At 61.5% G+C, this 22,332-nt stretch carries 21 protein-coding genes and 1 other annotated feature; of the genes, 12 read left to right on the top strand and 9 right to left on the bottom strand.

Annotation, left to right across the window (positions count from 1 at the left end; translation table 11 throughout):
• The first annotated feature begins 112 nt into the window (after positions 1-112).
• Entirely contained in the window at positions 113-748 is a 636-nt protein-coding gene (locus tag MRK42_RS10215) for a glutathione S-transferase family protein (protein WP_201977585.1), read from the top strand.
• 49 nt (positions 749-797) lie between these two features.
• Here MRK42_RS10215 and yccX read toward each other — a convergent pair whose 3' ends face one another.
• Positions 798-1,070 (bottom strand): acylphosphatase, encoded by a 273-nt coding sequence (gene yccX / locus MRK42_RS10210; protein ID WP_026457925.1) that lies wholly within the window; start codon positions 1,068-1,070, stop codon positions 798-800.
• An 83-nt stretch (positions 1,071-1,153) separates the two neighbouring features.
• Here yccX and MRK42_RS10205 point away from each other — a divergent pair, with 83 nt between their 5' ends.
• The 3 genes from MRK42_RS10205 to MRK42_RS10195 all read left to right on the top strand — a co-directional run bounded on the left by MRK42_RS10205 (position 1,154) and on the right by MRK42_RS10195 (position 5,397).
• Positions 1,154-2,584, top strand: a complete 1,431-nt coding sequence (locus tag MRK42_RS10205) for a methyl-accepting chemotaxis protein (RefSeq protein WP_338612349.1) — start codon at positions 1,154-1,156, stop codon at positions 2,582-2,584.
• Positions 2,585-2,697: 113 nt separating this feature from the next.
• Complete coding sequence (locus MRK42_RS10200) at positions 2,698-3,891, top strand: class I SAM-dependent methyltransferase (RefSeq protein ID WP_124240638.1); 1,194 nt, start codon at positions 2,698-2,700, stop codon at positions 3,889-3,891.
• A gap of 321 nt (positions 3,892-4,212) precedes the next feature.
• The gene (locus MRK42_RS10195) at positions 4,213-5,397 is read left to right on the top strand and encodes an acyltransferase (protein ID WP_061477572.1); all 1,185 of its coding nucleotides are present in this window, start codon (positions 4,213-4,215) and stop codon (positions 5,395-5,397) included.
• Between the two features lie 27 nt (positions 5,398-5,424).
• On the opposite strand, the gene MRK42_RS10190 is transcribed toward MRK42_RS10195, so the two are convergent.
• On the bottom strand, positions 5,425-5,838 hold the full coding sequence (locus MRK42_RS10190) for a GNAT family N-acetyltransferase (RefSeq protein WP_338612348.1): 414 nt from the start codon (positions 5,836-5,838) through the stop codon (positions 5,425-5,427).
• Between the two features lie 318 nt (positions 5,839-6,156).
• On the opposite strand from MRK42_RS10190, the gene selD reads away from it, so the two are divergent.
• Genes selD through MRK42_RS10175 form a run of 3 tightly spaced genes read left to right on the top strand, consistent with a single transcriptional unit; the run spans position 6,157 to position 8,986 of the window.
• Positions 6,157-7,194 carry a selenide, water dikinase SelD gene (selD, locus tag MRK42_RS10185; protein ID WP_042026265.1) on the top strand — a complete coding sequence of 346 codons (1,038 nt, stop codon included), beginning with the start codon at positions 6,157-6,159 and terminating at the stop codon, positions 7,192-7,194.
• On the top strand, positions 7,191-8,303 hold the full coding sequence (gene mnmH / locus MRK42_RS10180; protein ID WP_338612346.1) for a tRNA 2-selenouridine(34) synthase MnmH: 1,113 nt from the start codon (positions 7,191-7,193) through the stop codon (positions 8,301-8,303). Before selD ends, mnmH begins: the two co-directional genes overlap by 4 nt.
• Positions 8,304-8,341: 38 nt before the next feature.
• Positions 8,342-8,986: an MBL fold metallo-hydrolase gene (locus MRK42_RS10175; protein ID WP_338612345.1), complete on the top strand. Its 645-nt coding sequence runs from the start codon at positions 8,342-8,344 to the stop codon at positions 8,984-8,986.
• Between the two features lie 231 nt (positions 8,987-9,217).
• Here the strand turns inward: MRK42_RS10175 and rnd are convergent, their stop codons facing one another.
• The 7 genes from rnd to MRK42_RS10140 form a co-directional block, all read right to left on the bottom strand.
• A complete protein-coding gene (gene rnd / locus MRK42_RS10170) occupies positions 9,218-10,330 on the bottom strand; it encodes a ribonuclease D (protein WP_338612344.1) in 1,113 nt (370 codons plus the stop codon).
• Positions 10,331-10,428: 98 nt separating this feature from the next.
• The gene (fadD, locus tag MRK42_RS10165; protein ID WP_338612467.1) at positions 10,429-12,105 is read right to left on the bottom strand and encodes a long-chain-fatty-acid--CoA ligase FadD; all 1,677 of its coding nucleotides are present in this window, start codon (positions 12,103-12,105) and stop codon (positions 10,429-10,431) included.
• 198 nt (positions 12,106-12,303) lie between these two features.
• Positions 12,304-13,155 (bottom strand): alpha/beta hydrolase, encoded by an 852-nt coding sequence (locus MRK42_RS10160; protein ID WP_026458054.1) that lies wholly within the window; start codon positions 13,153-13,155, stop codon positions 12,304-12,306.
• An 8-nt stretch (positions 13,156-13,163) separates the two neighbouring features.
• Positions 13,164-13,676 (bottom strand): Slp family lipoprotein, encoded by a 513-nt coding sequence (locus tag MRK42_RS10155; RefSeq protein ID WP_223377616.1) that lies wholly within the window; start codon positions 13,674-13,676, stop codon positions 13,164-13,166.
• A gap of 119 nt (positions 13,677-13,795) precedes the next feature.
• Positions 13,796-14,497, bottom strand: coding sequence for a tRNA (adenosine(37)-N6)-threonylcarbamoyltransferase complex dimerization subunit type 1 TsaB (gene tsaB, locus MRK42_RS10150; protein WP_338612342.1), 702 nt, complete (start codon positions 14,495-14,497; stop codon positions 13,796-13,798).
• Positions 14,498-14,688: 191 nt separating this feature from the next.
• Complete coding sequence (locus MRK42_RS10145) at positions 14,689-16,599, bottom strand: ATP-dependent DNA helicase (protein WP_338612341.1); 1,911 nt, start codon at positions 16,597-16,599, stop codon at positions 14,689-14,691.
• A 67-nt stretch (positions 16,600-16,666) separates the two neighbouring features.
• Complete coding sequence (locus MRK42_RS10140; protein WP_124240647.1) at positions 16,667-16,909, bottom strand: hypothetical protein; 243 nt, start codon at positions 16,907-16,909, stop codon at positions 16,667-16,669.
• Positions 16,910-17,096: 187 nt separating this feature from the next.
• Positions 17,097-17,221, top strand: a sequence feature (His leader region).
• A gap of 29 nt (positions 17,222-17,250) precedes the next feature.
• Between MRK42_RS10140 and hisG the strand changes: the two genes are divergently transcribed.
• The 5 genes from hisG to hisH are packed head-to-tail and all read left to right on the top strand — an operon-like array spanning position 17,251 to position 22,327.
• Entirely contained in the window at positions 17,251-18,147 is an 897-nt protein-coding gene (gene hisG / locus MRK42_RS10135) for an ATP phosphoribosyltransferase (protein WP_124240648.1), read from the top strand.
• Positions 18,148-18,159: 12 nt separating this feature from the next.
• Positions 18,160-19,485 carry a histidinol dehydrogenase gene (hisD, locus tag MRK42_RS10130; RefSeq protein WP_338612339.1) on the top strand — a complete coding sequence of 442 codons (1,326 nt, stop codon included), beginning with the start codon at positions 18,160-18,162 and terminating at the stop codon, positions 19,483-19,485.
• Positions 19,482-20,552, top strand: a complete 1,071-nt coding sequence (gene hisC, locus MRK42_RS10125) for a histidinol-phosphate transaminase (RefSeq protein WP_338612337.1) — start codon at positions 19,482-19,484, stop codon at positions 20,550-20,552. The genes hisD and hisC overlap by 4 nt, the downstream gene beginning before the upstream one ends.
• Before the next feature lie 15 nt (positions 20,553-20,567).
• Positions 20,568-21,698 (top strand): bifunctional histidinol-phosphatase/imidazoleglycerol-phosphate dehydratase HisB, encoded by a 1,131-nt coding sequence (gene hisB / locus MRK42_RS10120; RefSeq protein WP_338612336.1) that lies wholly within the window; start codon positions 20,568-20,570, stop codon positions 21,696-21,698.
• Positions 21,698-22,327 carry an imidazole glycerol phosphate synthase subunit HisH gene (gene hisH / locus MRK42_RS10115; protein WP_338612335.1) on the top strand — a complete coding sequence of 210 codons (630 nt, stop codon included), beginning with the start codon at positions 21,698-21,700 and terminating at the stop codon, positions 22,325-22,327. The genes hisB and hisH overlap by 1 nt, the downstream gene beginning before the upstream one ends.
• Positions 22,328-22,332: the final 5 nt, after the last annotated feature.

Below are 22,332 nucleotides of genomic sequence, written 5' to 3'. Positions count from 1 at the left end.
AAGAAGACTTGCCCTCCTCCCTCGCGGATGGTTGTCGCCATCGTGCAATTTGCCTAGACTGGCGGTTCTCGTCGGGTCGCCGATCCGACATTCATCACGGCAAGGAGTAAGCATGATCACCTTATATGGAACCCCTGTCAGCCGGGCACTGCGCGTCTCCTGGTTGCTGGAAGAGCTGGGTATCGAGTGGCAGTTCCAGTTTCTCGATTTTGCCAAGGGGGAAAACCGCAGCGACTGGTTTTTGGCCCTCAACCCGAGCGGCAAGATGCCGGTGATCAAGGATGGGGAGTTCGTTCTGACCGAATCTGCCGCCATCATGCAGTACCTGGCCGAGGTATACGGACCAGAGTGGCTGCCAGAGAGAGGGACGCAGGCCTCGGCGCTGCACGCCCAGTGGGTCAGTTTCATCACCTGCGAGCTGGAGCAGCCGCTCTGGACTATCGGCAAGCACCGCTTCGCCCTGCCCGAAGCCCAGCGCCTGACGGCCATCTTCCCCACCGCCAAGTGGGAGTTTGACAAGGCGGCTGCCATTGCCGAATCCTGGGTGCCCGAGAGCGGATACCTGCTGGGGGAGCAGATCACCATCGCCGATCTGCTGCTGGCCCATACCCTGATGTGGGCGACCCGCTTCGAACAGAGCATACCGCCGAAACTCGCAGCCTATCGGGATCGCCTGGCCAAGCGCCCGGCCCTGCAGGCGGTGCTCGCCAAGACCCAGGCCATCGCCGACGCCGCACAGGCCAAATAATGCAAACAAAAGCGGGAGCCCACGGGGCTCCCGCTTCCTTTCGTCGATCTCAATTGGTATGAAAACCCTGTCCCTTGGGCGGCGGCGCCTCTTCATACTCCATCCGGGTCACCCTGGCGGTACGCGGGCCATGCTCCAGCCAGCCCAGCATCATCTGTACCCCCTGCGTTGGACCGCAGATCAGGATCTCCACCGAGCCATCTTCCAGGTTGTAGGCATGCCCTCGCAGGCCCAGTTGCAGGGCTCGCTCGCGAGTGAAATAGCGAAACCCGACGCCCTGAACCTGTCCCCACACCCGAATGACAAACGATTGCTCTCCCATTTCTCACACCTTCTGCTTAAGGAATTGGCTGCCAAGACGATAATGTGCGCGACACTCTCTCTTCTGCAGGATGCAGCTCCATTATGAAAGAAGTTAAATTCCGTTGGGTTGACCGCTATCTCATTCACCTGACCATTGGTGAAAAATTCTACGTTTCGTTCTGGCTCCCTCTGCTGATCATTGCCTTTCTCAGCTGGTACATGCTGGCCAGCAGTCATGAACAGGAGATCCAGCTCAGAGTCCAGCAGTTGCAAGAGCAGGTCGAAACGGTGGCCCAGCTGGTGAGCCAGCAACCCGGCCTCGTCCTGCCCGCCAATCTGCGTCTGGAGGCGCAAGGCAGCGCCGGCCTGCAGCAACAGGGGGAGCACTACCGGTTTAGCGCCGCAGCGGGCCAGGCGGGCTACGTCACCGGCCAGCTCGATGTCAGCAATCTATCCATGTGGGATGATCAGGGCTCAACTCTGATCCTCATCGCCATCCTCGCAGTCCTGATGGCCCTGGTCATCCACTATATGATGACCTTTGTTTCCGGCGCCCTCTACTCCACCAACAAGGCGTTGCAGACCGTCGCCGACGGGGACCTCACTTTTCGTCTCAACTTCTTCCCGGTGCGGGACGAATTCTCGGTGCTGGCGGGCAGCATAGACCGCTTCACCGACCGTCAACACAAGATAGTCAAACTGGTGGAAGAGTCCGCCGAGGCGCTCACTCTGGCTGCCGACGAGTTTCGCGAGCACGCCGGCGAAGGAGAAGCCATGGCCCGCGCCCAGCGCCTGCACATGGATTCTCTCGCCACCGCCATGGAGCAGATGTCCGCCGCCATCCGGGAAGTGGCTCGCAACGCCAACGACACCCTGCAACAGACTCGCCAGTCCAGCGAGGAGGCGGCCAACGGTGCCGAGCGGGTGGCCCGTACCATAGAGGCTATACGCACCCTGGCCGACGAGATAGGCAACGCCTCCGGCGCGGTGGAGCGGCTGACTCACAACGCCAATCGCATCAACGAAGTGGTCAACGTCATCAATGCCATCTCCCAGCAGACCAACCTGCTGGCGCTCAATGCCGCCATCGAGGCCGCCCGCGCCGGCGAGCAGGGGCGCGGTTTTGCGGTGGTCGCCGACGAGGTGCGCACCCTCGCCAGCCGCACCCAGCAGGCGACAGTGGAGATCCAGCAGATGATTGAAGAGCTGCAGGCCGGCACCGGGGCGCTGAACGACATCATGGAGAAGACCGTCGGTCGCGCCGCCAGCAGCCAGCAGCTGATCAGCGAAGTGGGGCTGGATATCGAAAAATTGAGCAACCACAGCGATGCGGTGCTGGAGATGAGCACCCAGATCGCCACCTCTAGCGAGGAGCAGAGCTCGGTGGCCGCCGAGATCACCCACAACCTGGATCAGGTGCGCCACGAGGCGGCGCAGGTGGAAGAGTCCGCCAGCGCCTCGGTGGCCGGCACCCAGGGACTGAAAGCCACCGCCAGCGAACTGACCCAGGCCCTCAAGGGGATCAAGATCTAATCGCGCATTTCGCCAGATCAGGCCGGAGGGCGTAAATGCGCCGGGTCGTTTGAGTTTTACCTGCGGGCCACATAGAATGTGGCCCCTTTTCTTTCTACCATCGGCAACTACCCATGAGCGCTTCCATCTATCTCGTCAAAGGCCGCGAAAAATCCCTGCTGCGTCGCCACCCCTGGATCTTCTCCAAGGGGATCGAGCGGGTTCAGGGCAACCCCATCGACGGCGACACCGTCGAGATCTACTCAAACGATGGCAAGTGGCTCGCCCGTGGCGCCTGGTCCGGCAGCTCCCAGATCCGCGCCCGGGTCTGGACCTTCGACAAGGACGAGACCATCGATCTCGACTTCTTTATCCGCCGCCTCTCCTATGCCCAAGAGTCCCGCGATCCGCTGATCAAGCGCCAGGGTCTCACCGGCTATCGCCTGTGCGCCGCCGAGTCCGACGGTCTGCCGGGTCTGACCATCGACCGTTACGCCGATTTTCTGGTGTGCCAGATCCTCTCTGCCGGTGCCGAGTTCCAGCGGGACCTCATCACCCAGGCCCTGCGCACCCTCTACCCAGAGTGCAGCATCTATGAGCGCTCCGACGTGGCGGTACGCAAGAAGGAAGGTCTGAAAGAGCGCACCGGCGTGATTTACGGCGAGACCCCGAACGAACCCGTGATGATCGAGGAAAACGGCGGAGTCAAGATCCTGGTGGACATCCGCAACGGCCACAAGACCGGCTTCTATCTGGATCAGCGTGATAACCGTCAGGCAGCCGCCAAATACACCGAAGGCAAGCGGGTGCTCAACTGCTTCTGCTACACCGGCGGTTTTGGCGTCTATGCCCTCAAGGGCGGCGCCAAGGAGGTGGTCAACGTCGATCTCTCCCAGAACGCACTGGACATCGCCCGCCAGAACGCCGAGCTGAACGGCCTGGACACCAGCAATACCCAGTTCGTGCGTCACGACGTGTTCAAGCTGCTGCGCGAATACCGCGAGAAAGGCGAGAAGTTCGACGTCATCGTGCTGGATCCCCCCAAGTTTGCCGAGAGCAAGGCCCAGCTGCTGGGTGCCTGCCGCGGCTACAAGGACATCAACATGTTGGCGTTCCAGCTGCTGGCGCCGGGCGGCGTGCTGCTCACCTACTCCTGCTCCGGCCTGATGGAGCAGAGCCTGTTCCAGAAGATCGTCGCCGATGCGGCCCTCGATGCCGGTCGCGATGCCCAGATCCTGGAGCTGCTCTCCCAGGCCTCCGATCACCCCATCGGTACCGCCTATCCGGAAGGTTTCTACCTCAAGGGGCTGGTGGTGCGCGCCCGCTGATCGGCAAGCGCCCTCTCTTTTTGATCAATCAGGCCCCATTGCGGGCCTGATTTTTTTGCCGCGCCCTTGTCGTTTGTGCCGTACCCGCCCCCTCTCCTTTCACCTTCTCGGCCCGCTTGGCCCCTGTCATCCTTTACTGCGTGTTTTTGCACAATAAGTGCACATTTATGACTTTAATCACACTCGTATGACTCTCTTTTTCGTAACGTAAGCCAGCCTGAGGCGATCCTGCGTCCGGGAGCTGCCCCATCAGGACTGAGGGGTCGGCACAACAACAAAAATCGATGTCAGGCCAAGCTGAACATCACAAGGGATAACGTCATGAATCAATCATTGCCGCTGTTAACGCCGCTGCGGGGCATCGCTGCCCTGATGGTGGTGCTGTTCCACGCCCGTCTGTTGCTCTTTCCCCAGTGGATGGAGTCGATAGCTGGGGTCACCCAACTCATCGAGAATGGCTATCTCTGGGTCGATCTCTTCTTTATCCTGAGCGGACTGGTGCTGGCCCATGTCTACGGTGAGGCCTTCACCGCCCCCCGCCGCACCGTCAGCTATGGCCGCTTTCTCTGGCTGCGACTGACCCGGGTCTACCCCCTCTATGTTGTGACCCTGGTGCTGCTGGTAGGCTGGGAGCTTTACAAAGCGCAGCACGGAGTGGGCTTCTACGGCGGCCCCCTGTTCAAGATGTGGGAGTGGGAAGGAATGCCTCCGTTTGGTTCCCCCTTTACCCCAGCCGAGGCGCTGCCAAGTGCACTCTTGCTGCTGCAGGTAGTGACGGATCAGGGGCTGACCTGGAACTTCGCCGCCTGGTCCCTGAGCGTGGAGTGGATAAGCTATCTGTTGTTCCCGCTGCTCATTCCGCTCGCGGTCACCCGCAGCCGCTGGAGTCACCTCTCCCCCTTGCTTGCCCTGACGGTGCTGGCCTTTATCGTGCATAGCCGGGGGACGCTGGATGTCACCAGCGGGGCACTGGCGGTCGGTCGTGGAGTGAGTGAATTCGTGCTCGGCCTCTGGTTGCTGCCCAGGGTCAAGGCAGCGCGGAGTTTGCCCATGATGCAACGGGATCTGCCACTGCTTATCGCCTTCCTGCTGCCCTTCGTGCTGCTGCAGTTCACCATGACGCCGCAACTGACCCTGCTGCTGATCTGCGCCTACGTGCTGCTTATCTGGATTGCCGCCTCTCAAGGGAAGCGCCAAAGCCCGCTGCTACGCCTGCTCGACAACCGCTTCACCAACTGGCTGGGGGATCTCTCCTACTCCATCTATCTGCTCCATGCCTTGGTGTTGCTGACCGGTTGTGAGCTGATCCACTACCTGGCGCCAGAATTGACCGAGTGGTGGTATGCCCAGACCAATCCACTGCTGGGAGTGGTGGCGATCCTGTTGATGCTGGCGGTGTTGATCGCGCTCTCGGCGGTGAGCTATCACCTCTTTGAGCGGCCGCTGCAGCGGCGCCTGCGCCGCGTTGGTCAGGCGCGCCAACCGGCATTGGAACAGGCAGGATGATGGCCTGCTCCAAAAGAGCCAGGCCAGTTAGTTCAGCTCATCCAGACTGTTCATGACCCAGGCACTGGGGTGCTGGCCAAACCCGAGGCGGGGGTAGTAATCCACTGCCTGGGGAGCGGCCAGCAGGATCAGCTTGCAGCCCGGTTGCAGCTGCAGGAAGGTCTCGCGGATCAATGCCTTGCCAATCCCCAGCCCCTGCACCGCCTCGGCCACCGCCAGATCAGAGAGATAGCAACAGTAACAGAAATCGGTCACCGAGCGGGCCACCCCTACCAGTTCCTCCCCCTGCCAGGCGGTTACCAGCAAACCGGCGTTATCCAGCATGCCCTGAATGGTCGACAAATTCTCCGTGGGGCGCCTGGCCCCCAATGTGGTATTCGCCAGCAACTGGACGAAGGCTTCTGGCGTGATGGGATGGTTGACTCGCAGTGTCGTGTTCACCTGAACTCCTTGTAATGTGCCGTTTATGACCCATTTCTCCCGATAACGGGGCCAATTGTCCAGCAATTGGTCGTTTTGGCCATGAATTCCTGTTCGAACCTGCGGGGCCGATTGTGGCATAATACCCCGTCCTGTGGCCCTTGACGGGGCTACGCTGGCGCATCTGGTCGCCCCCTTTCCCCGTCCGGCTTGGCAGCCCTGCGTGACTGCCTGCGGCGCCGCCTTTGATGGCAGCCAAGGCCACCCGTTTTTTGCGGTTCATTCCGCCCGTTTATCAAGGCGCCCCACCGGAGCGCCTGCACAAGCAAGGGGGTAAGTATGTCTTCCATTCGTCTGACCCAATACAGCCATGGCGCTGGCTGTGGCTGCAAAATCTCTCCCAAGGTGCTCGATACCATTCTCAAGAGCCAGATCCCGGGGTTCAACGATCCGACCCTTATCGTCGGCAACAGCAGCAAGGATGACGCGGCCGTGGTCGATATCGGCAACGGTCAGGGCATTGTCTCCACCACCGACTTCTTCATGCCCATCGTCGATGATCCTTTCACCTTTGGCCGCATCGCCGCGACCAACGCCATCAGCGACATCTACGCCATGGGCGGCAAGCCCATCGTCGCCATCGCCATCCTCGGCTGGCCCATCAACACCCTGCCCGCCGAAGTGGCCCAACAGGTGATCGACGGCGGTCGTCAGGTGTGTCACGAAGCCGGTATTTCGCTGGCAGGCGGCCACAGCATCGATGCCCCCGAGCCCATCTTTGGCCTGGCGGTGACCGGTATCGTGCCGCTCGATGCCATCAAGCAGAACGACACCGCCAAAGTGGGTGACACCCTCTATCTGACCAAGCCCCTTGGCATCGGCATTCTCACCACCGCCCAGAAGAAGAGCAAGCTCAAGCCCGAGCACGAGCAGCTGGCCCCCAACGCCATGTGCACCCTCAACAAGATTGGCCAGCAATTCGCCGCACTGCCGGGGGTTCACGCCATGACTGACGTGACCGGTTTTGGTCTGGCCGGCCACCTGCTGGAGATGTGCGAAGGCTCAGGGGTCAGCGCCCGCCTCGACTTCAAGGCGCTACCGCTGCTGGACGAAGTAGATTACTACCTGAGTGAGGGTTGCGTGCCGGGCGGTACCCTGCGCAACCACGACTCTTACGGCCACAAGCTCGATGCCATGGACGATCGCACCCGCAACATCCTGTGCGATCCGCAGACCAGTGGCGGCCTGCTGGTAGCCGTGGGCAAGGAGAGCGAGGAAGCCCTGCTCGCCATCGCCCGTGACGCCGGCCTCTCCCTCTCGCCCATCGGCGAGATCAAGGCTCTGGAAGGCAACCGCTTTATCGAGGTTATCCAATGAGCGGATTGCCGCTGATCACCGACTACGCCCGGGTCTTTCTGGACGACGTCCCCCTGATTGACCTGCGCGCCCCCATCGAGTTCAAGGAGGGGGCTTTCCCCTGTGCCACCAACCTGCCCTTGATGACGGACGATGAGCGCGCCCAGGTGGGGACCTGCTACAAGAAGCAGGGTCAGGCCGCCGCCATCGAGCTTGGTCACAAGCTGGTGGGGGGAGCGGTACGCGCCGAGCGCATCGAAGGCTGGCTGGCGCAATTGCGCCAGCAGCCAGATGCCCTGCTCTACTGCTTTCGCGGCGGCCTGCGCTCGCAAACCGTACAACAGTGGCTCCATGAGGCCGGGGTCACCCGTCCGCGCATCGCCGGAGGCTACAAGGAGCTGCGCCGCTTCCTGATCGACACCCAGGACAAGGCCTCTGCCGAGTGTCACTGGAGCGTGCTGACCGGCATGACCGGCTCCGGCAAGACCCATATGCTGGATCAGGTGACCCAGGCGGTGGATCTGGAGGGCCATGCCCACCACAGGGGGTCGTCGTTTGGCCAACTGCCGGGGGGCCAGCCCAGCAACATCAACTTTGAAAACAACCTGGCCATCGAGCTGCTCAAGCGCCGTCACCACGGCGAGCAGGCGTTCGTGGTGGAAGACGAGAGCCGCCTTATCGGGCGCTGCTGCCTGCCGCTCTCCCTCTACGAGACCATGTGCCAGGCACCGCTGGTGGTGGTGGATGTGCCGCAACACGAGCGCGCCGAGCAGATCCGCGAGGATTATGTGCACGATCTCTGGCTGCGTTATCAGGCCATGTATGGCAATGAAGCCGGCTGGCCCCTGTTTGCCGCCTACCTGACCGACGCCCTGGCCCGCCTCAAGCGCCGCCTGGGGGATCAGGCCCACCGCGAGCTGGATCAGCTGATGCAAACGGCTCTAGAAGAACAAGGCCGCAGCGGTGATACCTCGCTGCATCTGGCCTGGATCACCCTGCTGCTGACCCGCTACTACGACCCCATGTATCTCTACCAGCTTGGCAACAAGCAGGAGCGCATCGTGTTTCGGGGCGACAAGCAGGCCTGTCTCGACTATTTTGCCGAGCAGCACGCCAGCCAGGCGATCTGATCCGGCCCTTATCAGCAAGCGCTGCAAGAGGAATTCCCATGTTGAAATTCGAGGTGATCCCGGTCACCCAGTTCGCCCAGAACTGCTCCCTCATCTGGTGTGACGAGACCCATGAGGCGGCCCTTGTCGATCCAGGTGGCGAAGCGGACAAACTGCTGGCCGCTATCGCCAAGCGGGGGTTGACCCTGACTCACATCCTGCTGACCCACGGTCATCTGGATCACGTGGGCGCCGCCGCTGAGTTGCGGGAGAGAACCGGCGTCACCATCACCGGCCCCCACCAGGAAGATGCCTTCTGGCTCGACATGTTGCCCCAGCAGAGCCAGATGTTCGGCTTCGCCCATACCCCTGCCTTCGCCCCCGAGCGCTGGCTCGAACAGGGTGACAAGGTGCAGGTGGGCAAGTGCGAGTTGGACGTCTACTTCTGCCCCGGCCACACCCCTGGCCATATCGTGCTGCTCAGCCAAACCGAGCGGCTCGCCTGGGTCGGTGACGTGCTCTTTGCCGGCAGCATCGGCCGTACCGACTTCCCGCGCGGGGATCACGGGACGCTGATCAAGTCGATCATCGAGACCCTGCTGCCGCTGGGCGACGAGATCGTCTTCATTCCGGGTCACGGCCCCAGCTCCACCTTCGGCCGCGAGAAGGTGAGCAACCCCTACCTGACCCAACCCATCTGGTGATCAAAAGGCAGCGGCATCAGCCGCTGCCTCTCTTCCCTTTCTCTTCTGCCTTATCCACTAACTGGCGCCTTTTCCGGCACTGCACTGCTCTTTGCCCACTGCCACCACCGATTGCCGCCAAGTGAGGCCGCTATCCGGGCGGGTCAACCACGAGCTCAACTCTGCCTTCAAGAGCAGAAAACAAAAATCCCCACCCGGGGGTGAGGATTTTTCAGGCCGCCAAGCGTTGGCTTACTGCTCCAGCAGATGACCTACCAGCTCATGACGCCACCCTTGCAGCAGCATGGGCTTGTCGGCGCGGGCCCGCTCTTCGTCGCTCATCCGCCAGCTCCAGGTGAAGTACTGGTGGATGATCTTCTTGCTGGCGATCAGCTCGGGCGGAATATTGCTGACCTTGGCCTTCTCGTCCACCAGGGCCTTGATGCGCTTGAGCTCGGCCTTGTATTTGGGGAAGTCCACCAGACGGCGAATGGGCTCGGGCCAGCTGTCGGGATCGCTCTGCTGGGCCTTGGCGACGATATCCAGCATCCGCTTGCCGTGGATCTTGATCTCGATGGGCGAGAGTCCCAGTTCGTTGAGATCGCGAAGGGACGCGGGACGGCGTTCCGCCACCTTGAACAGGTGCAGCTCTTTGACCACGAAGTTGAGGGCGAGATCCCGGCGGACCGCTTCCTGCTGGCGCCAGGCGGCCAGCTCGCGCAGGATCGCCAGCTCGCGGCGACCCAGTTGCCAGGCGTTGACTATCTCGAGATAAGCCTGACGAGGATCGTTACCCTGGGTCTTGCGGGCGGAGTGGTTCTGGCACTCCTGCTCAAACCAGGGGAATTTGCCACTTTCACGCAGCTTGCTCATCACCTTGTCGTAGAGGGGCATCAGGTAGAACACATCTGCCGCCGCGTATTCGAGCTGGCGGTCTGTGAGCGGGCGAGCCAGCCAGTCGGTGCGGGCCTGATCCTTCTCAAGGGCCACGCCGAGAAATTCATTGACCAGGGCACCAAAGCCCACCGAAACACCATGGCCCAGAAAGGCGGCCGCCAGCTGGGTATCGTGCATCAGGTTCGGCAAATGACCGGCCTCGTGCTGGATAAGCTCGAGATCCTCGCCGGAGGCATGCAGGATGGCGATCTGCCCTTCCCGACCAAGCCGTCGCCAGAGCGGGGCGAGATCCAGAGTGAGCGGATCGAGCAGCGCCAGCTGCTTGCCATCGTAGATTTGAAACAGGCCCAGTTGAGGGTAATAGGTGCGGGTGCGAACGAATTCAGTATCGATGGCCAGGGGAACGTCGGCCAGAGAAGCGAGATACTGCTCCAGTTCGGCTTGCTGTGAAATGAATTGATAGTGCATCTTTGCCTGCAAGTTTTCAGGGCCAAAAGAAAAAACCGTGGGATGTCCCACGGTTTTGCATCACTGCGCTGCCTGGCCAAGGGGCCTGGCGACGCCGGTTACTGCTTGGCAATCTCTTCGTCGCGCAGCACGCGGCGCAGGATCTTGCCCACATTGGTCTTGGGAAGTTCGTCGCGAAATTCTACCAGTTTCGGCACCTTATAGGCAGTCAGATGTTTGCGGCAGTGGGCAATAATCTCGTCTTCCTGCAGTTTTGCATCTTTCCTGACCACGAAGATCTTCACCAGCTCGCCGGAGACCTTGTGCGGCACACCGACGGCCGCCACTTCCAGCACTTTCGGGTGCAGCGCCACCACGTCTTCAATTTCATTCGGGTAGACGTTGAAACCGGAGACGAGGATCATATCCTTCTTGCGATCGACGATCTTGAAGAAGCCTTGCTCGTCGCACACGGCGATATCGCCGGTACAGAGCCAGCCATCCTGCATCACCTCGGCGGTGGCTTCGGGACGCTGCCAATAACCGACCATCACCTGCGGGCCGCGCACCTGCATCTCGCCCGGCGTGCCAAATTCGGTGATCACCTGACCGTTGTCATCCACCAGACGGATATCGGTGGAGCAGACCGGCAGACCGATAGAGCCGTTGTAATCGCTCAGATCATACGGGCAGACGCTCACCAGCGGCGAACACTCGGTCAGGCCATAACCTTCCAGCAACGGAGTGTCGGTCAGCGTCTTCCACTTCTCGGCCACCGCCCGCTGTACCGCCATGCCGCCGCCAATGGTCAGCTTGAGCTTGGTAAAGTCCATGCCCTGGAACTCGTCGTTGTTGACCAGTGCATTGAACAGGGTGTTCACCCCGGTGATGCAGGTGAAGGGGTACTTCTTGATCTCTTTGACAAAGCCCGGGATGTCGCGCGGGTTGCTGATCAGCAGGTTGTAACCACCAAGGCGCATAAACAGCAGGCAGTTCACGGTGAGCGCGAAGACGTGGTAGAGCGGCAGTGCGGTGACCACGAACTCCTTGCCCCGCTCCAGCATGGGGCCATAGACGCCGAGGCACTGCTCGACGTTGGCAATCATGTTGCGGTGGGTCAACATGGCCCCCTTGGAGAGGCCTGTGGTGCCGCCGGTGTACTGCAGGAAGGCAAGATCGTCGTTGGTTATCTCGGGTTTGATGTACTGCAGGTAACGCCCCTTGGAGAGGGCCTGGCGCATGGTGCTGGCGTGGGGCAGATTGTATTTGGGCACCAGCTTCTTGACGTATTTCACCACGAAGTTGACCAGGGTCCCCTTGGCCAGCCCCAGGTTGTCCCCCATCCGGGTCAGGATGACGTGCTTGATCGGGGTGTCATAGACCACTTTTTCCAGAGTATGGGCGAAGTTGGAGACGATGACGATGGCCTTGGCGCCCGAGTCATTGAGCTGGTGCTCCAGCTCCCGCGGGGTGTAGAGCGGGTTGACGTTGACCACTATCATGCCGGCACGCAGGATGCCGAACACGGCGATGGGGTACTGCAGCAAGTTCGGCATCATCACCGCCACCCGATCGCCACGGCTCAGCTTGAGCTCGTTTTGCAGATAGGCGGCAAAGGCGCGGGACTGCTCTTCCAGTCGGCGGTAGGTAATGGTCTGCCCCATGTTGACGAAGGCGGGCTGGTCGGCGAACTGGTTTACCGACTCTTCAAACATATCGACCAGGGAGCTGTATTGGTCTGGATTGATCTCGGCCGGAACCCCTTCCGGATAACGCTTCAGCCAGACTTTTTCCACGAACTTCTCCTGCATAACTAGCACCTGTGCGCTCACTGTGTTGCCTCCGTCCCTGTTCACTGCAATTTCAATCAGCTGTTTTAAGCTCATACTCTAACGCCGCCCATATTTACATAGGGCAACATCAATTAACAGCACATTAACAATGAAAAAGTGTGAGGGGGAAAACAAACCTGAAATTATTGAAAGCCGCTGATTCTACCGAATTTTGCAGAAATTTTCGATACAAACAGCGGTCTTGGCACAATTTTCCATATGAAAATGATGATTTCCCGCCACCAGAATCCTCTCTATCTCTCTGAACGCATCCTGGCGCGACTGCCATTGTGCCTGCAGGCTGGCAAAGCCCTGCCCTCCCTGAATGAAAAGCACGGGCGCGCGGATTGCCCCCATCAGCGCCCTCGCCTGCCCCTCGCTCATGCGAAGGGGTGAGAGATCCCGCAATCTGGGGTCGCTGCGCCAGTACCAGCGGCCATCTTGCTCAACCAGCTGGCGCTCGCAGATAAGGCGCGCCGCGGCCGAAGAGATATCCGCCACCTTGCAGCGGGCGGCCACCGCATCGTCGATGGACGCAAAACCCTGGGAGGCACGCTCGCGGGTACGGCTGCGGTTGACAATGGCGCGTTTGAGCTGGGCTGGCACCTCTTCATCAGGCTGACTCAGCGGCCCCAATCCCTCCAGCATGATGAGGCGCGTCACCTGTTCGGGAAACACCCCGGCATAGGCCGAGGCGATCAGCGCCCCGAGGGAGTGACCAAGCAAGGTGAACCTGGTCCAGCCAGCAGCCTGGGTGATCTGGTAGAGATCGTCCAGCCAATCGACGAAGACATAGGGGGTCTGCTTGTGATCCGAGTGACCATGCCCCGGCAGATCGACGCAGATCAGGTGAAAAGCATCAAGATGAGGGGCGAGAGGCAGAAAGCTGGCACTGTTGTCGAGCCAGCCATGCAGGGCCACCAGCAGCGGCTTGCTCTGCTGGCCATTGTCGAGCAGGGCCACCCGGCGACCGTCTGCCAAGGTGAGAAAACGCTCCTGCAGGCTGTCAATCATGTTCACCTCTAGCGGCGCAGCGGCCGTCTCGGCCAGAAGGGATCATAGAAGGGGTCGTAGAAGTAAGGGTCCATATAGCGGATCTCCACCTCCTTGACCGGCGGCCACAGCTTGCTGCCCGTCACCTTGAGCACCGGGAAGCGATACTTGTGTTCGCCAATCTGGCCGTCCACCGGCTTGTCCGTGGTCCCCAGCACCGTCAGACTGCGCCCCTTGGCGTAGAGAGTCGGATCGACAAAGCCCTTCATGACTGCCAAAAAACGCCCCGGACTCTGCTCGGTCTGCTCCGGTACTCCGTTGGATTTGAGCGGCAGATAGACCACCTCGATAACGCTCTGATCCGCCTTGTTGTGCACCGCGGCAATCACCCCGCTCCAGCGGGCAGGCTTGCCCTCCAGTGCCAGCGCGGGCTGATAGGCCACCAGCTGGTTTTCAGGCTCATAGGCCAGCTCTTTGGGCACAGAGCTGCAGGCTCCGAGCAGCAACACGGCCGCCCCCATCACCATCGCACGCTTGAACATGTCACTCTCCTTTTCAGATCGTCAGTTCCCGCGCCGACCAGTGTCAACTGCACCGGCCGACAGGGGATGTTCATCGATTGGTAGCAAGGGTGGCGCCACGGCCATTGCCTACCCTGCCCTTACTCGCGACCCGGCAGCTTCTTCCAGGTCACCTTGTCGCGCAAGTAAACCGGGGTCGCCTTCTCCACAGCCACCGCCTCGCCGGCCAGCCAGGCGGTGCGTGCCAGGGGCAGCATGTCTTCTGCCGCCGGGAAGCGCACCTGGCTCCCCATCCGCTCGTCGGCAAGCCCTGCGAGGGTGTCACCATAGGTTTCAAAGCCGGTGCCGACGCAGGTAACGCGGCCTGCCTGCTTGCCACGACTGGCCACCAGAGCGGCGGGATCGCTCACTACTTCTTCACCCACCAGCTGCATGCGACCATCGCGCCATTCATAGTGACCGAAGTAAACCTCGTTCATCCGCGCATCGATGGCAGTCAGCACATGCTCGGCCCCGTCCAGACGATGAGCCCCCTGCGCCATGGCCGCCAGGGTGGAGATGCCGATAAGCGGCACACCGGCGCCAAAGGCCAGCCCCTGGGCGACCCCGATGCCGATCCGCACACCGGTAAAGGAGCCAGGGCCACGGCCGAAAGCGATGGCATCCAGCTCGCTCAAACTTATCCCTGCTTCCTCCAACAGAGCCTGAACCATGGGCAAAATCTTGCGGGTGTGATCCCGCGGCGCCTCTTCCCAACGGGAAAACACCTTGTCGCCCACCAGCAAGGCGGCAGAGCAGGCTTCGGTGGCGGTATCAACGGCCAGGATCTTCAACTCGTTCATGCGTTCCAATCTCGATTACATTCAGTCAATGTCATTACCGACCGGCAAACAGTGCCGATCTGTTGTTCAAACAGGTTCAATCACGCTAACAGGGCCCGCAGACCCGACGCGCTGCCAGCAAGCGCCCAAGGGATATACCCCGAGCGCGAGGCCTCAGCCCAACTCAGCACAACGAGTTCGTCTCGGCTGCGTCATGCCTTGGCGCCAAAGAAATCCCCCAGCATGGCCAACTCCCGAGTACGGGGAATGGCGGGCAGACTCTTGATAAAAGTGGCGCCGTAGGGCTTGTTGACCATGCGCGGATCACAGATCACCAGTACCCCATGATCACTGCGATCACGAATAAGCCGCCCCACCCCCTGTTTCAGGGCAATCACCGCCTTGGGCAGCTGGAGTTCGGCAAAGGGATCGCCCCCCTTGAGCTTGCAATCATCGACCCGTGCCTTGAGCAGCGGATCATCGGGGCTGGCAAACGGCAGCTTGTCGATGATAACACAGGAGAGCGCAGCCCCTCGCACGTCGATCCCCTCCCAAAAGCTGCTGGTAGCCACCAGCACGGCGCGGCCATTTTCCACGAACTCCTTGAGCAGCCGCTGCTTGTTGTCCTCCCCCTGCAACAGCACGGTGCGGCCGATCTCCCGGCGCAGCACCTCGGCCACCTGACGCATCACCTGATGACTGGTGCAAAGAAAGAAACAGCCCCCCGGGGTCTTGTTGATAAGGGGGATCATCAGGTTGGCCAACTGTTCGCCCCGACCAAAGGCGTTGGGCTCGGGCAGATAGCGGGGCACGCACAGGCGCGCCTGCTCACCGTAATCGAACGGACTGTCCAGAATCAGCTCGGCGCTGCCGGCCAGGCCCAGCTCGGCCATGAAGTGATCGAAGCGCTGATCTACCGTCAGGGTGGCGGAGGTAAACACCCAGGCCACCTCGGGCCTTTGCACCTCGGCCCCGAAACGCTCGGCCACCGAGAGCGGGGTCAGGTTGAGGGAAAAATGCAGCCGCGAGCAGTCATACCAGTAGGAAAAACCGGTCTGGTTCACCGCCAGCACCTCGCCAAGGCGAGTGCGCAGCTCGCAGATCCGCTCGAAGGCGTGATCCAGCTGCTCGCCCCGCCCCAGCGCCAGTTTCAACACCTCATAACAGAGCCCGATGGCATCGTTGAGGCGAGCCAGCGCCTGGCCCCAGAGGGGCTGGCGCAACATGTCGCGGGTATTGCCGCGCCCGCCATCCACCCCGAAGGCGAGGCGCAAGTCCTGGCTCGCGATGGCGAGCCTGTCCGCCGCCTTGCCAAGCTGGGCCATATCGTGGGCTTCGGCCCGATAGGCAAGCTGGATATCCTGCGCCAGATCCTGGATGGTGCGGCTGCCCACCGACTTGCCGAAGTAGTTGATGGCGATCTCGGGCAACTGGTGCGCCTCGTCAAACACATAGACTTGCGCCTGTGGCACCAGCTCGCCAAATCCCGTGTCTTTCACCGCCAGATCGGCGAAGAAGAGGTGATGGTTGATCACCACCACCTGGGCGTCCATGGCGCGGCGCCGAGCGATGACCAGGTGGCAATCGTCGTAATAGGGACAATCTCGCCCCAGGCAGTTGTCGTTGGTGCTGGTGACGTGGGCGAGGATCTCGGCGTTCTCTTGCAGCCCCGGAATATCCCCCACATCGCCGTTGTCGGTGGCGGTGGACCAGGACTTCACCTTGACTAGGTCATTGAGGATCTCGGGCTTTTGCAGATGGGATTCGCTCAAGAGCCGGTTCATCCGCTCGATGCACAGGTAGTTGCTGCGCCCCTTGAGCAGGGCCACCGGCGAGGTGTAGGAGAGCGCCTCAGTGATGGTAGGCAAGTCTCGATAGAAGAGCTGCTCCTGCAGGTTTTTGGAGCCCGTACTGATCACCACCCGCTTGCCGGATTCCAGCGCCGGCACCAGATAGGCGTAGGTTTTGCCGGTGCCTGTCCCCGCCTCCACCAGCAGACGGCCACCACTCTTGATGGCACGGGCCACCGCCTCGGCCATCTCCAGTTGTGGAGCGCGGGCTTTGAAACCGTCGATATGGCTGGCCAGAGGGCCGTCTGGCTTGAACAGGGTCTGGATGGTCAAAGGGGCGTCCCGCAGCAAAAGGGGGCATTATGCCAAAAGCGCGGCGAAAGCGGGACTGATTCTGCGCTCAGACGAAGAGATCGATCTGATGCTCGGGATCGGGCTTGTGATCGCCCTCCTCCGGCATTGGCTGATCATGCTTGGCCGAGGGGTACGGCTGCTGGCGCTGCTGGGAGTCGCTGTTATCAGTGCCGGTCTTGCGCAACTGATGCTTTTGGCTGATCTGGGTCACTTCCCGCTTGATCTCTTCGCTGCCAGGCGTGGCGGGCGCCCGGGGCAAGATGGGGAACAAGAGGTCCTGGCTGGGCATGATGTCGACTCCTGCTAGGGGTTATTGTCTAGTTATCGACCAGAAAACCGTTTTCTCAATTTTAATCGATCAAATCACAATTTCGGGTTGCTTTTTCTGTCAAGGCAGGTAGTTTAAATCAGGCGTCAATTACGACATCTTATTTGTAAAGGATTGATTACATGCAGTTCACCACCCTGAAGACTCATCACCACCATCATCATCCCGAATAGTCTTTCAGGAGGTTGACTGCTGGAAGACACTTAACTGGTGACTTCCAAAAGGACCGCAAGATTCATAAACCCTCGGAAGCACCCACTTCCGAGGGTTTTTTCGTTTTTGACTAGAAGGAAATCGAGCAAATGGAAACACAACGTCTACGTATCGCCATGCAAAAGTCCGGTCGTCTGAGCCAGGACTCCCAGGCCCTGTTCAAGAGCTGCGGCCTCAAGATTAACCTGCGCGAGCAACGCCTTATCGCCCATGTCGAAAACATGCCCATCGACATCCTGCGGGTGCGTGATGACGATATCCCGGGGCTGGTGATGGAAGGGGTGGTCGACCTTGGCATCATTGGCGAGAACGTGCTGGAAGAGGTGCAGCTCATCCGCGCCTCCCAGGGCCAGCCCTTTGCGGTCAAGACCCTCAAGCAGCTCGACTTCGGCGGCTGCCGTCTCTCGCTGGCGGTGCCGGATGACGTCAACTACACCGGACCACAGAGCCTCGCCGGCAAGCGCATCGCCACCTCCTACCCGGGGCTGCTCGGTCGCTTCTTCGCCGAACGAGATATTCCCTTCAAGAGCGTGATGCTGGGCGGCTCGGTGGAAGTGGCGCCGCGCGCAGGCCTGGCCGATGCCATCTGCGATCTGGTCTCCACCGGCGCGACCCTGGAGGCCAACGGTCTGAAAGAGGTGGAGGTGATCTACCGCTCCAAGGCGGTACTGGTACAGGCCCCTAACCCCTTGTCTGATGCCAAACAGAAGCTTATCGACAAGCTGCTGCCCCGCATTCAGGGGATGCAGCAGGCCCGCGAGAGCAAGTACATCATGCTGCACGCCCCCAAAGAGAAGCTCGATGCCATCACCAGCCTGCTGCCGGGGGCCGAGCGCCCCACCATCATGCAGCTGGCGGGCGAGACCAATCAGGTGGCGCTGCACGTCGTCTCCAGCGAGACCCTGTTCTGGGAAACCATGGAACAGCTCAAGGCCCTGGGTGCCAGCTCCATTCTAGTGCTGCCCATCGAGAAGATGATGGAATAAGGAAGGGATATCATGCAGACCCTGATCTGGAAGACCCTCTCCCCCGCCCAGCAGGCCGACGTGCTGACCCGGCCCGCCCTGAGTGACGAAGCCGATATCGGCGCCGTGGTACGGGAGATCATCGGCTCGGTACGCAGCCGGGGCGATGAAGCCCTGCGCGAGCTGAGCCAGCGCTTCGAACGTGCCCCGCGCCAGCAACTGCAGGTAAGCAACGCCGAAATCGAGGCCGCCTGCGAGCGCCTCGATGACGACATCAAGGGCGCCATCGAGGCGGCCATCGCCAACATTCGCACCTTCCACGCCGCGCAAGCGCAACCCGTGGTGCGGGTGGAAACCCAGCCCGGGGTGGTGTGCGAGCTGCGCACCCAGCCCATCAGCCGGGTCGGCCTCTACGTGCCGGGTGGCAGCGCGCCGCTCCCCTCCACCGTGATGATGCTGGCCATTCCGGCAGCGATCGCCGGTTGCCGTGAAGTGGTGCTCTGCACCCCGTCCCCGGCCAGCGACGAGATCCTGTTTGCCGCCCGTGCCTGCGGGGTCGAGAAGATGTTCGCCATCGGCGGTGCCCAGGCCATCGCCGCCATGGCTTACGGCACCGAAAGCATTCCCAAGGTGGACAAGATCTTCGGCCCGGGCAACGCCTATGTGACCGAAGCCAAGGGGCAGGTGTCCCGCGACTGGCGCGGCGCCGCCATCGACATGCCCGCCGGCCCCTCCGAGGTGCTGGTGATCGCCGACGAGAGCGCCAACCCGGCCTTCGTGGCGGCGGATCTGCTCTCCCAGGCCGAGCACGGCCCGGACAGCCAGGTGGTGCTGGTGACCACCTCGCCCCTGCTGGCCGATGCCATCGGCGCCGAGATCAAGGGCCAACTGGCCAAGCTCACTCGCCGCGACATCGCCGCCAAGGCGTTGGGTTCAAGCCTGGTGATCCTCTGCGATAACCTGGATGAAGCCTGCGCCATCTCCAACGCCTATGCACCGGAGCACCTCATCGTGCAGACCCGTGCCCCCCGCGAGCTGCTGGACCGACTCGAGAATGCCGGCTCCATCTTCCTTGGGGCATGGACACCGGAATCCGTCGGGGATTACGCCAGCGGCACCAACCACACCCTGCCCACCTACGGCTATGCCCGCACCTGCTCCAGCCTGGGACTGGCGGACTACCAGCGCCGCTACACGGTGCAGGAGCTAAGCGAGAGCGGCATCCGCGGCCTTGGCCCCATCGTCGAGCGCATCGCCCAGGCCGAGGGGCTCGATGGCCACAAAAATGCCGTCACCCTGAGATTGCAGGCCCTCGCGGGCGCCGCCCAAACCGGTTCACAGCAAAAGGATTTGTCATGAGCATTGCCAATCTGGCGCGCCGCGTGGTGCGCGCCCTCACCCCTTACCAATCCGCCCGTCGCATCGGTGGCAAGGGTCATGTCTGGCTCAACGCCAACGAGGCACCACAGGCCTACCCCTTTACCGTCGAGGGGAGCCGTCTCAACCGCTATCCCGAGCCCCAACCAACCGAAGTGGTCAATGGGTACGCCACGTATGCGGGTGTGAACCCCGATCAGGTGCTGGTAAGCCGCGGCGCCGATGAGGCCATAGAGCTCTTGATCCGCACCTTCTGCGAAGCGGGTGAAGATCAGATCCTCATCTGCCCGCCCACCTACGGCATGTACGCCATCAGCGCCGAGACCTGTGGCGTGGGCATCGTCGAGCAGCCCTTGACGCCTGCGCGCCAGCCGGACTGGCCCGCCATCGCCGATCGTCTCGGCGACGTGAAGCTGATGTTTCTCTGCTCCCCCAACAACCCCACCGGGGATCTGGTAGGCCGCGATGGGCTTATCGCCCTGCTGGAGAAGGCCCGGGATCGCGCCATCGTGGTGGTGGACGAGGCCTATATCGAGTTCTGCCCCGAGGCGAGCGTGGTGGACTTGCTGGCCCGTTTCCCCAACCTGGTGGTGGCCCGCACCCTCTCCAAGGCCTTTGCCCTGGCGGGGATCCGCTGCGGCTTTACGCTGGCAAGCCCCGAGGTGATCGCCATGCTGGCCAAGGTGATCGCCCCCTATCCCATCCCGGAGCCCATCGCCCAGATTGCGGTTCAGGCTCTCTCCCCCATGGGGCTGACACTGATGTCGGAGCGGGTATTGGAGCTCAACAAGCAAAAGGCACAGCTCAAAACCGAGCTTGCCACTTTGTCATGCGTAAAAGAGGTGTTCGAGGACAAGGGCAACTTCGTGCTGGTGCGCTTTGTGGATGGCGCCAGCGTGTTTGCCGCCATGAAGGCCGCCGGCATCATACTGCGGGATTTCTCGACCAAACCCGGCCTTGATAACAGCATTCGCATCACCATCGGCTATCAGGGCGAGATGGACGCCGTGCTGGCCGTGCTGCGTGACCTGCCCTCTCCCACTTTGTAAGACAAGGATGTAGCGATGAAGACCCCGTTTTTGTTTATCGACCGCGACGGTACCCTGATTGAAGAGCCGGTGACCGACAAGCAGGTGGACAGCCTCGCCAAGCTACGCTTCGAGCCCATGGTGATCCCGGTGCTGCGCGAGCTGCAGGCCGCCGGTTACGTGCTGGTGATGGTGACCAACCAGGATGGGCTGGGCACCGCCAGCCTGCCGCTGGAGAACTTCCAGCCGCCTCACGACCTGATGATGCACCTCTTTGAATCGCAAGGAGTGAGCTGGGAAAAAGTGTTGATCTGCCCCCACTTCCCCACCGACGGCTGCAGTTGCCGCAAGCCCCACCTTGGCCTGGTGAAGGAGTATCTCGCCTCGGGTCGCATCGACTTTGCCAACTCCTTCGTGATTGGCGATCGCCAAACCGATCTGCAGCTCGCCGAGAACATGGGTATTCGCGGTATTCGCTACCACCCGCAAGATCACAACTGGCTCGCCATTCGTGATCAGCTGCTCTCCAAAGGACGAGTTGCCGAGGTAGAGCGCTACACCAAGGAGACCCGCATCCAGGTGGCAGTGGATTTGGACAAGAGCGGCGGCAACCAGATCGAAACCGGCATTGGCTTTTTTGATCACATGCTGGATCAGATAGCAACCCACGCAGGTTTCAGGCTCAAGCTCAAGGTGAGCGGCGATCTGCACATCGACGATCACCACACGGTAGAAGACGTCGGCCTCGCCCTCGGTCAGGTGCTGCGCCAGGCCCTTGGCAACAAGCGCGGTATTGGCCGCTTCGGCTTCGTGCTGGCGATGGACGAGGTACAGGCGGTCATCGATGGCCGCCCCCGTGCGGATGAAGAGACCCCGCTCACCGAGCAGGAGGTCGCCACCGCGCTGGATTTAAGTGGTCGTCCCTACTTCGTGTTCGACTGCCCGAGCGGTTTTGGCCGCGACAGCGTGGGCGAGATGGCCACCGAGATGGTGCCCCACTTCTTTCGCTCCCTCTCGGACGCCATGGCCATCACCCTGCAGATGAAGGTGGGCAGCGGCAACACCCATCACCAGGTAGAGGCGCTGTTCAAGGGCTTTGGCCGCGCCCTGCGCCAGGCGATCCGGGTGGAAGGGAGCGAGCTCCCCTCCAGCAAGGGGGTGCTGTGATGGGGGTGAGCAAACAGAAGCTGGTTATTATCGACACGGGGTGTGCAAACCTCGCCTCGGTCAGGATGGCGTTCGAGCGCCTCGGCGCGGCGCCTCGGGTCTCCCGCGAAGCGGCCGACATCGAAGCGGCTGACAAGCTGATCCTGCCCGGGGTCGGCACCGCCGTGGCCGCCATGAAGAACCTCAACGAGCGCAATCTGGTGCCGCTTATTCGCGCCGCCAAACAACCGCTGCTCGGTTTTTGCCTCGGCATGCAGATGCTGGCGGAGGCCTCCGAAGAGAACATGAGTGGAGACGAGGGCAAGGGCGGACTTATCGACTGCCTCGGCATAGTACCGGGCAAGATCCGACTGATGGAGGTGGGCAACTTGCGCCTGCCCCACATGGGCTGGAACCAAGTGGAGCACGACGAGAGCCACCCGCTGCTCAAGGGCATTCCAAGCGGCAGTTACTTCTACTTCGTCCACTCCTACGCCCTGGAAGTGACCGGCGCCACCATCGCCATCTGCGACTATGGCCAGCCGTTTACCGCCATCGTCGGTCGTGACAACTTCTTTGGCGCCCAATTCCACCCGGAGCGATCCGGCGCGGCCGGTGCCCGTTTGCTGCAAAACTTTCTGGAGCTGTGACTGCC

The sequence above is a fragment of the Aeromonas sp. 19NY04SH05-1 genome, assembly GCF_040581895.1.
Taxonomy (GTDB): Bacteria; Pseudomonadota; Gammaproteobacteria; order Enterobacterales; family Aeromonadaceae; genus Aeromonas; species Aeromonas enteropelogenes.
This window is presented reverse-complemented; position numbering and strand designations above follow the sequence as displayed.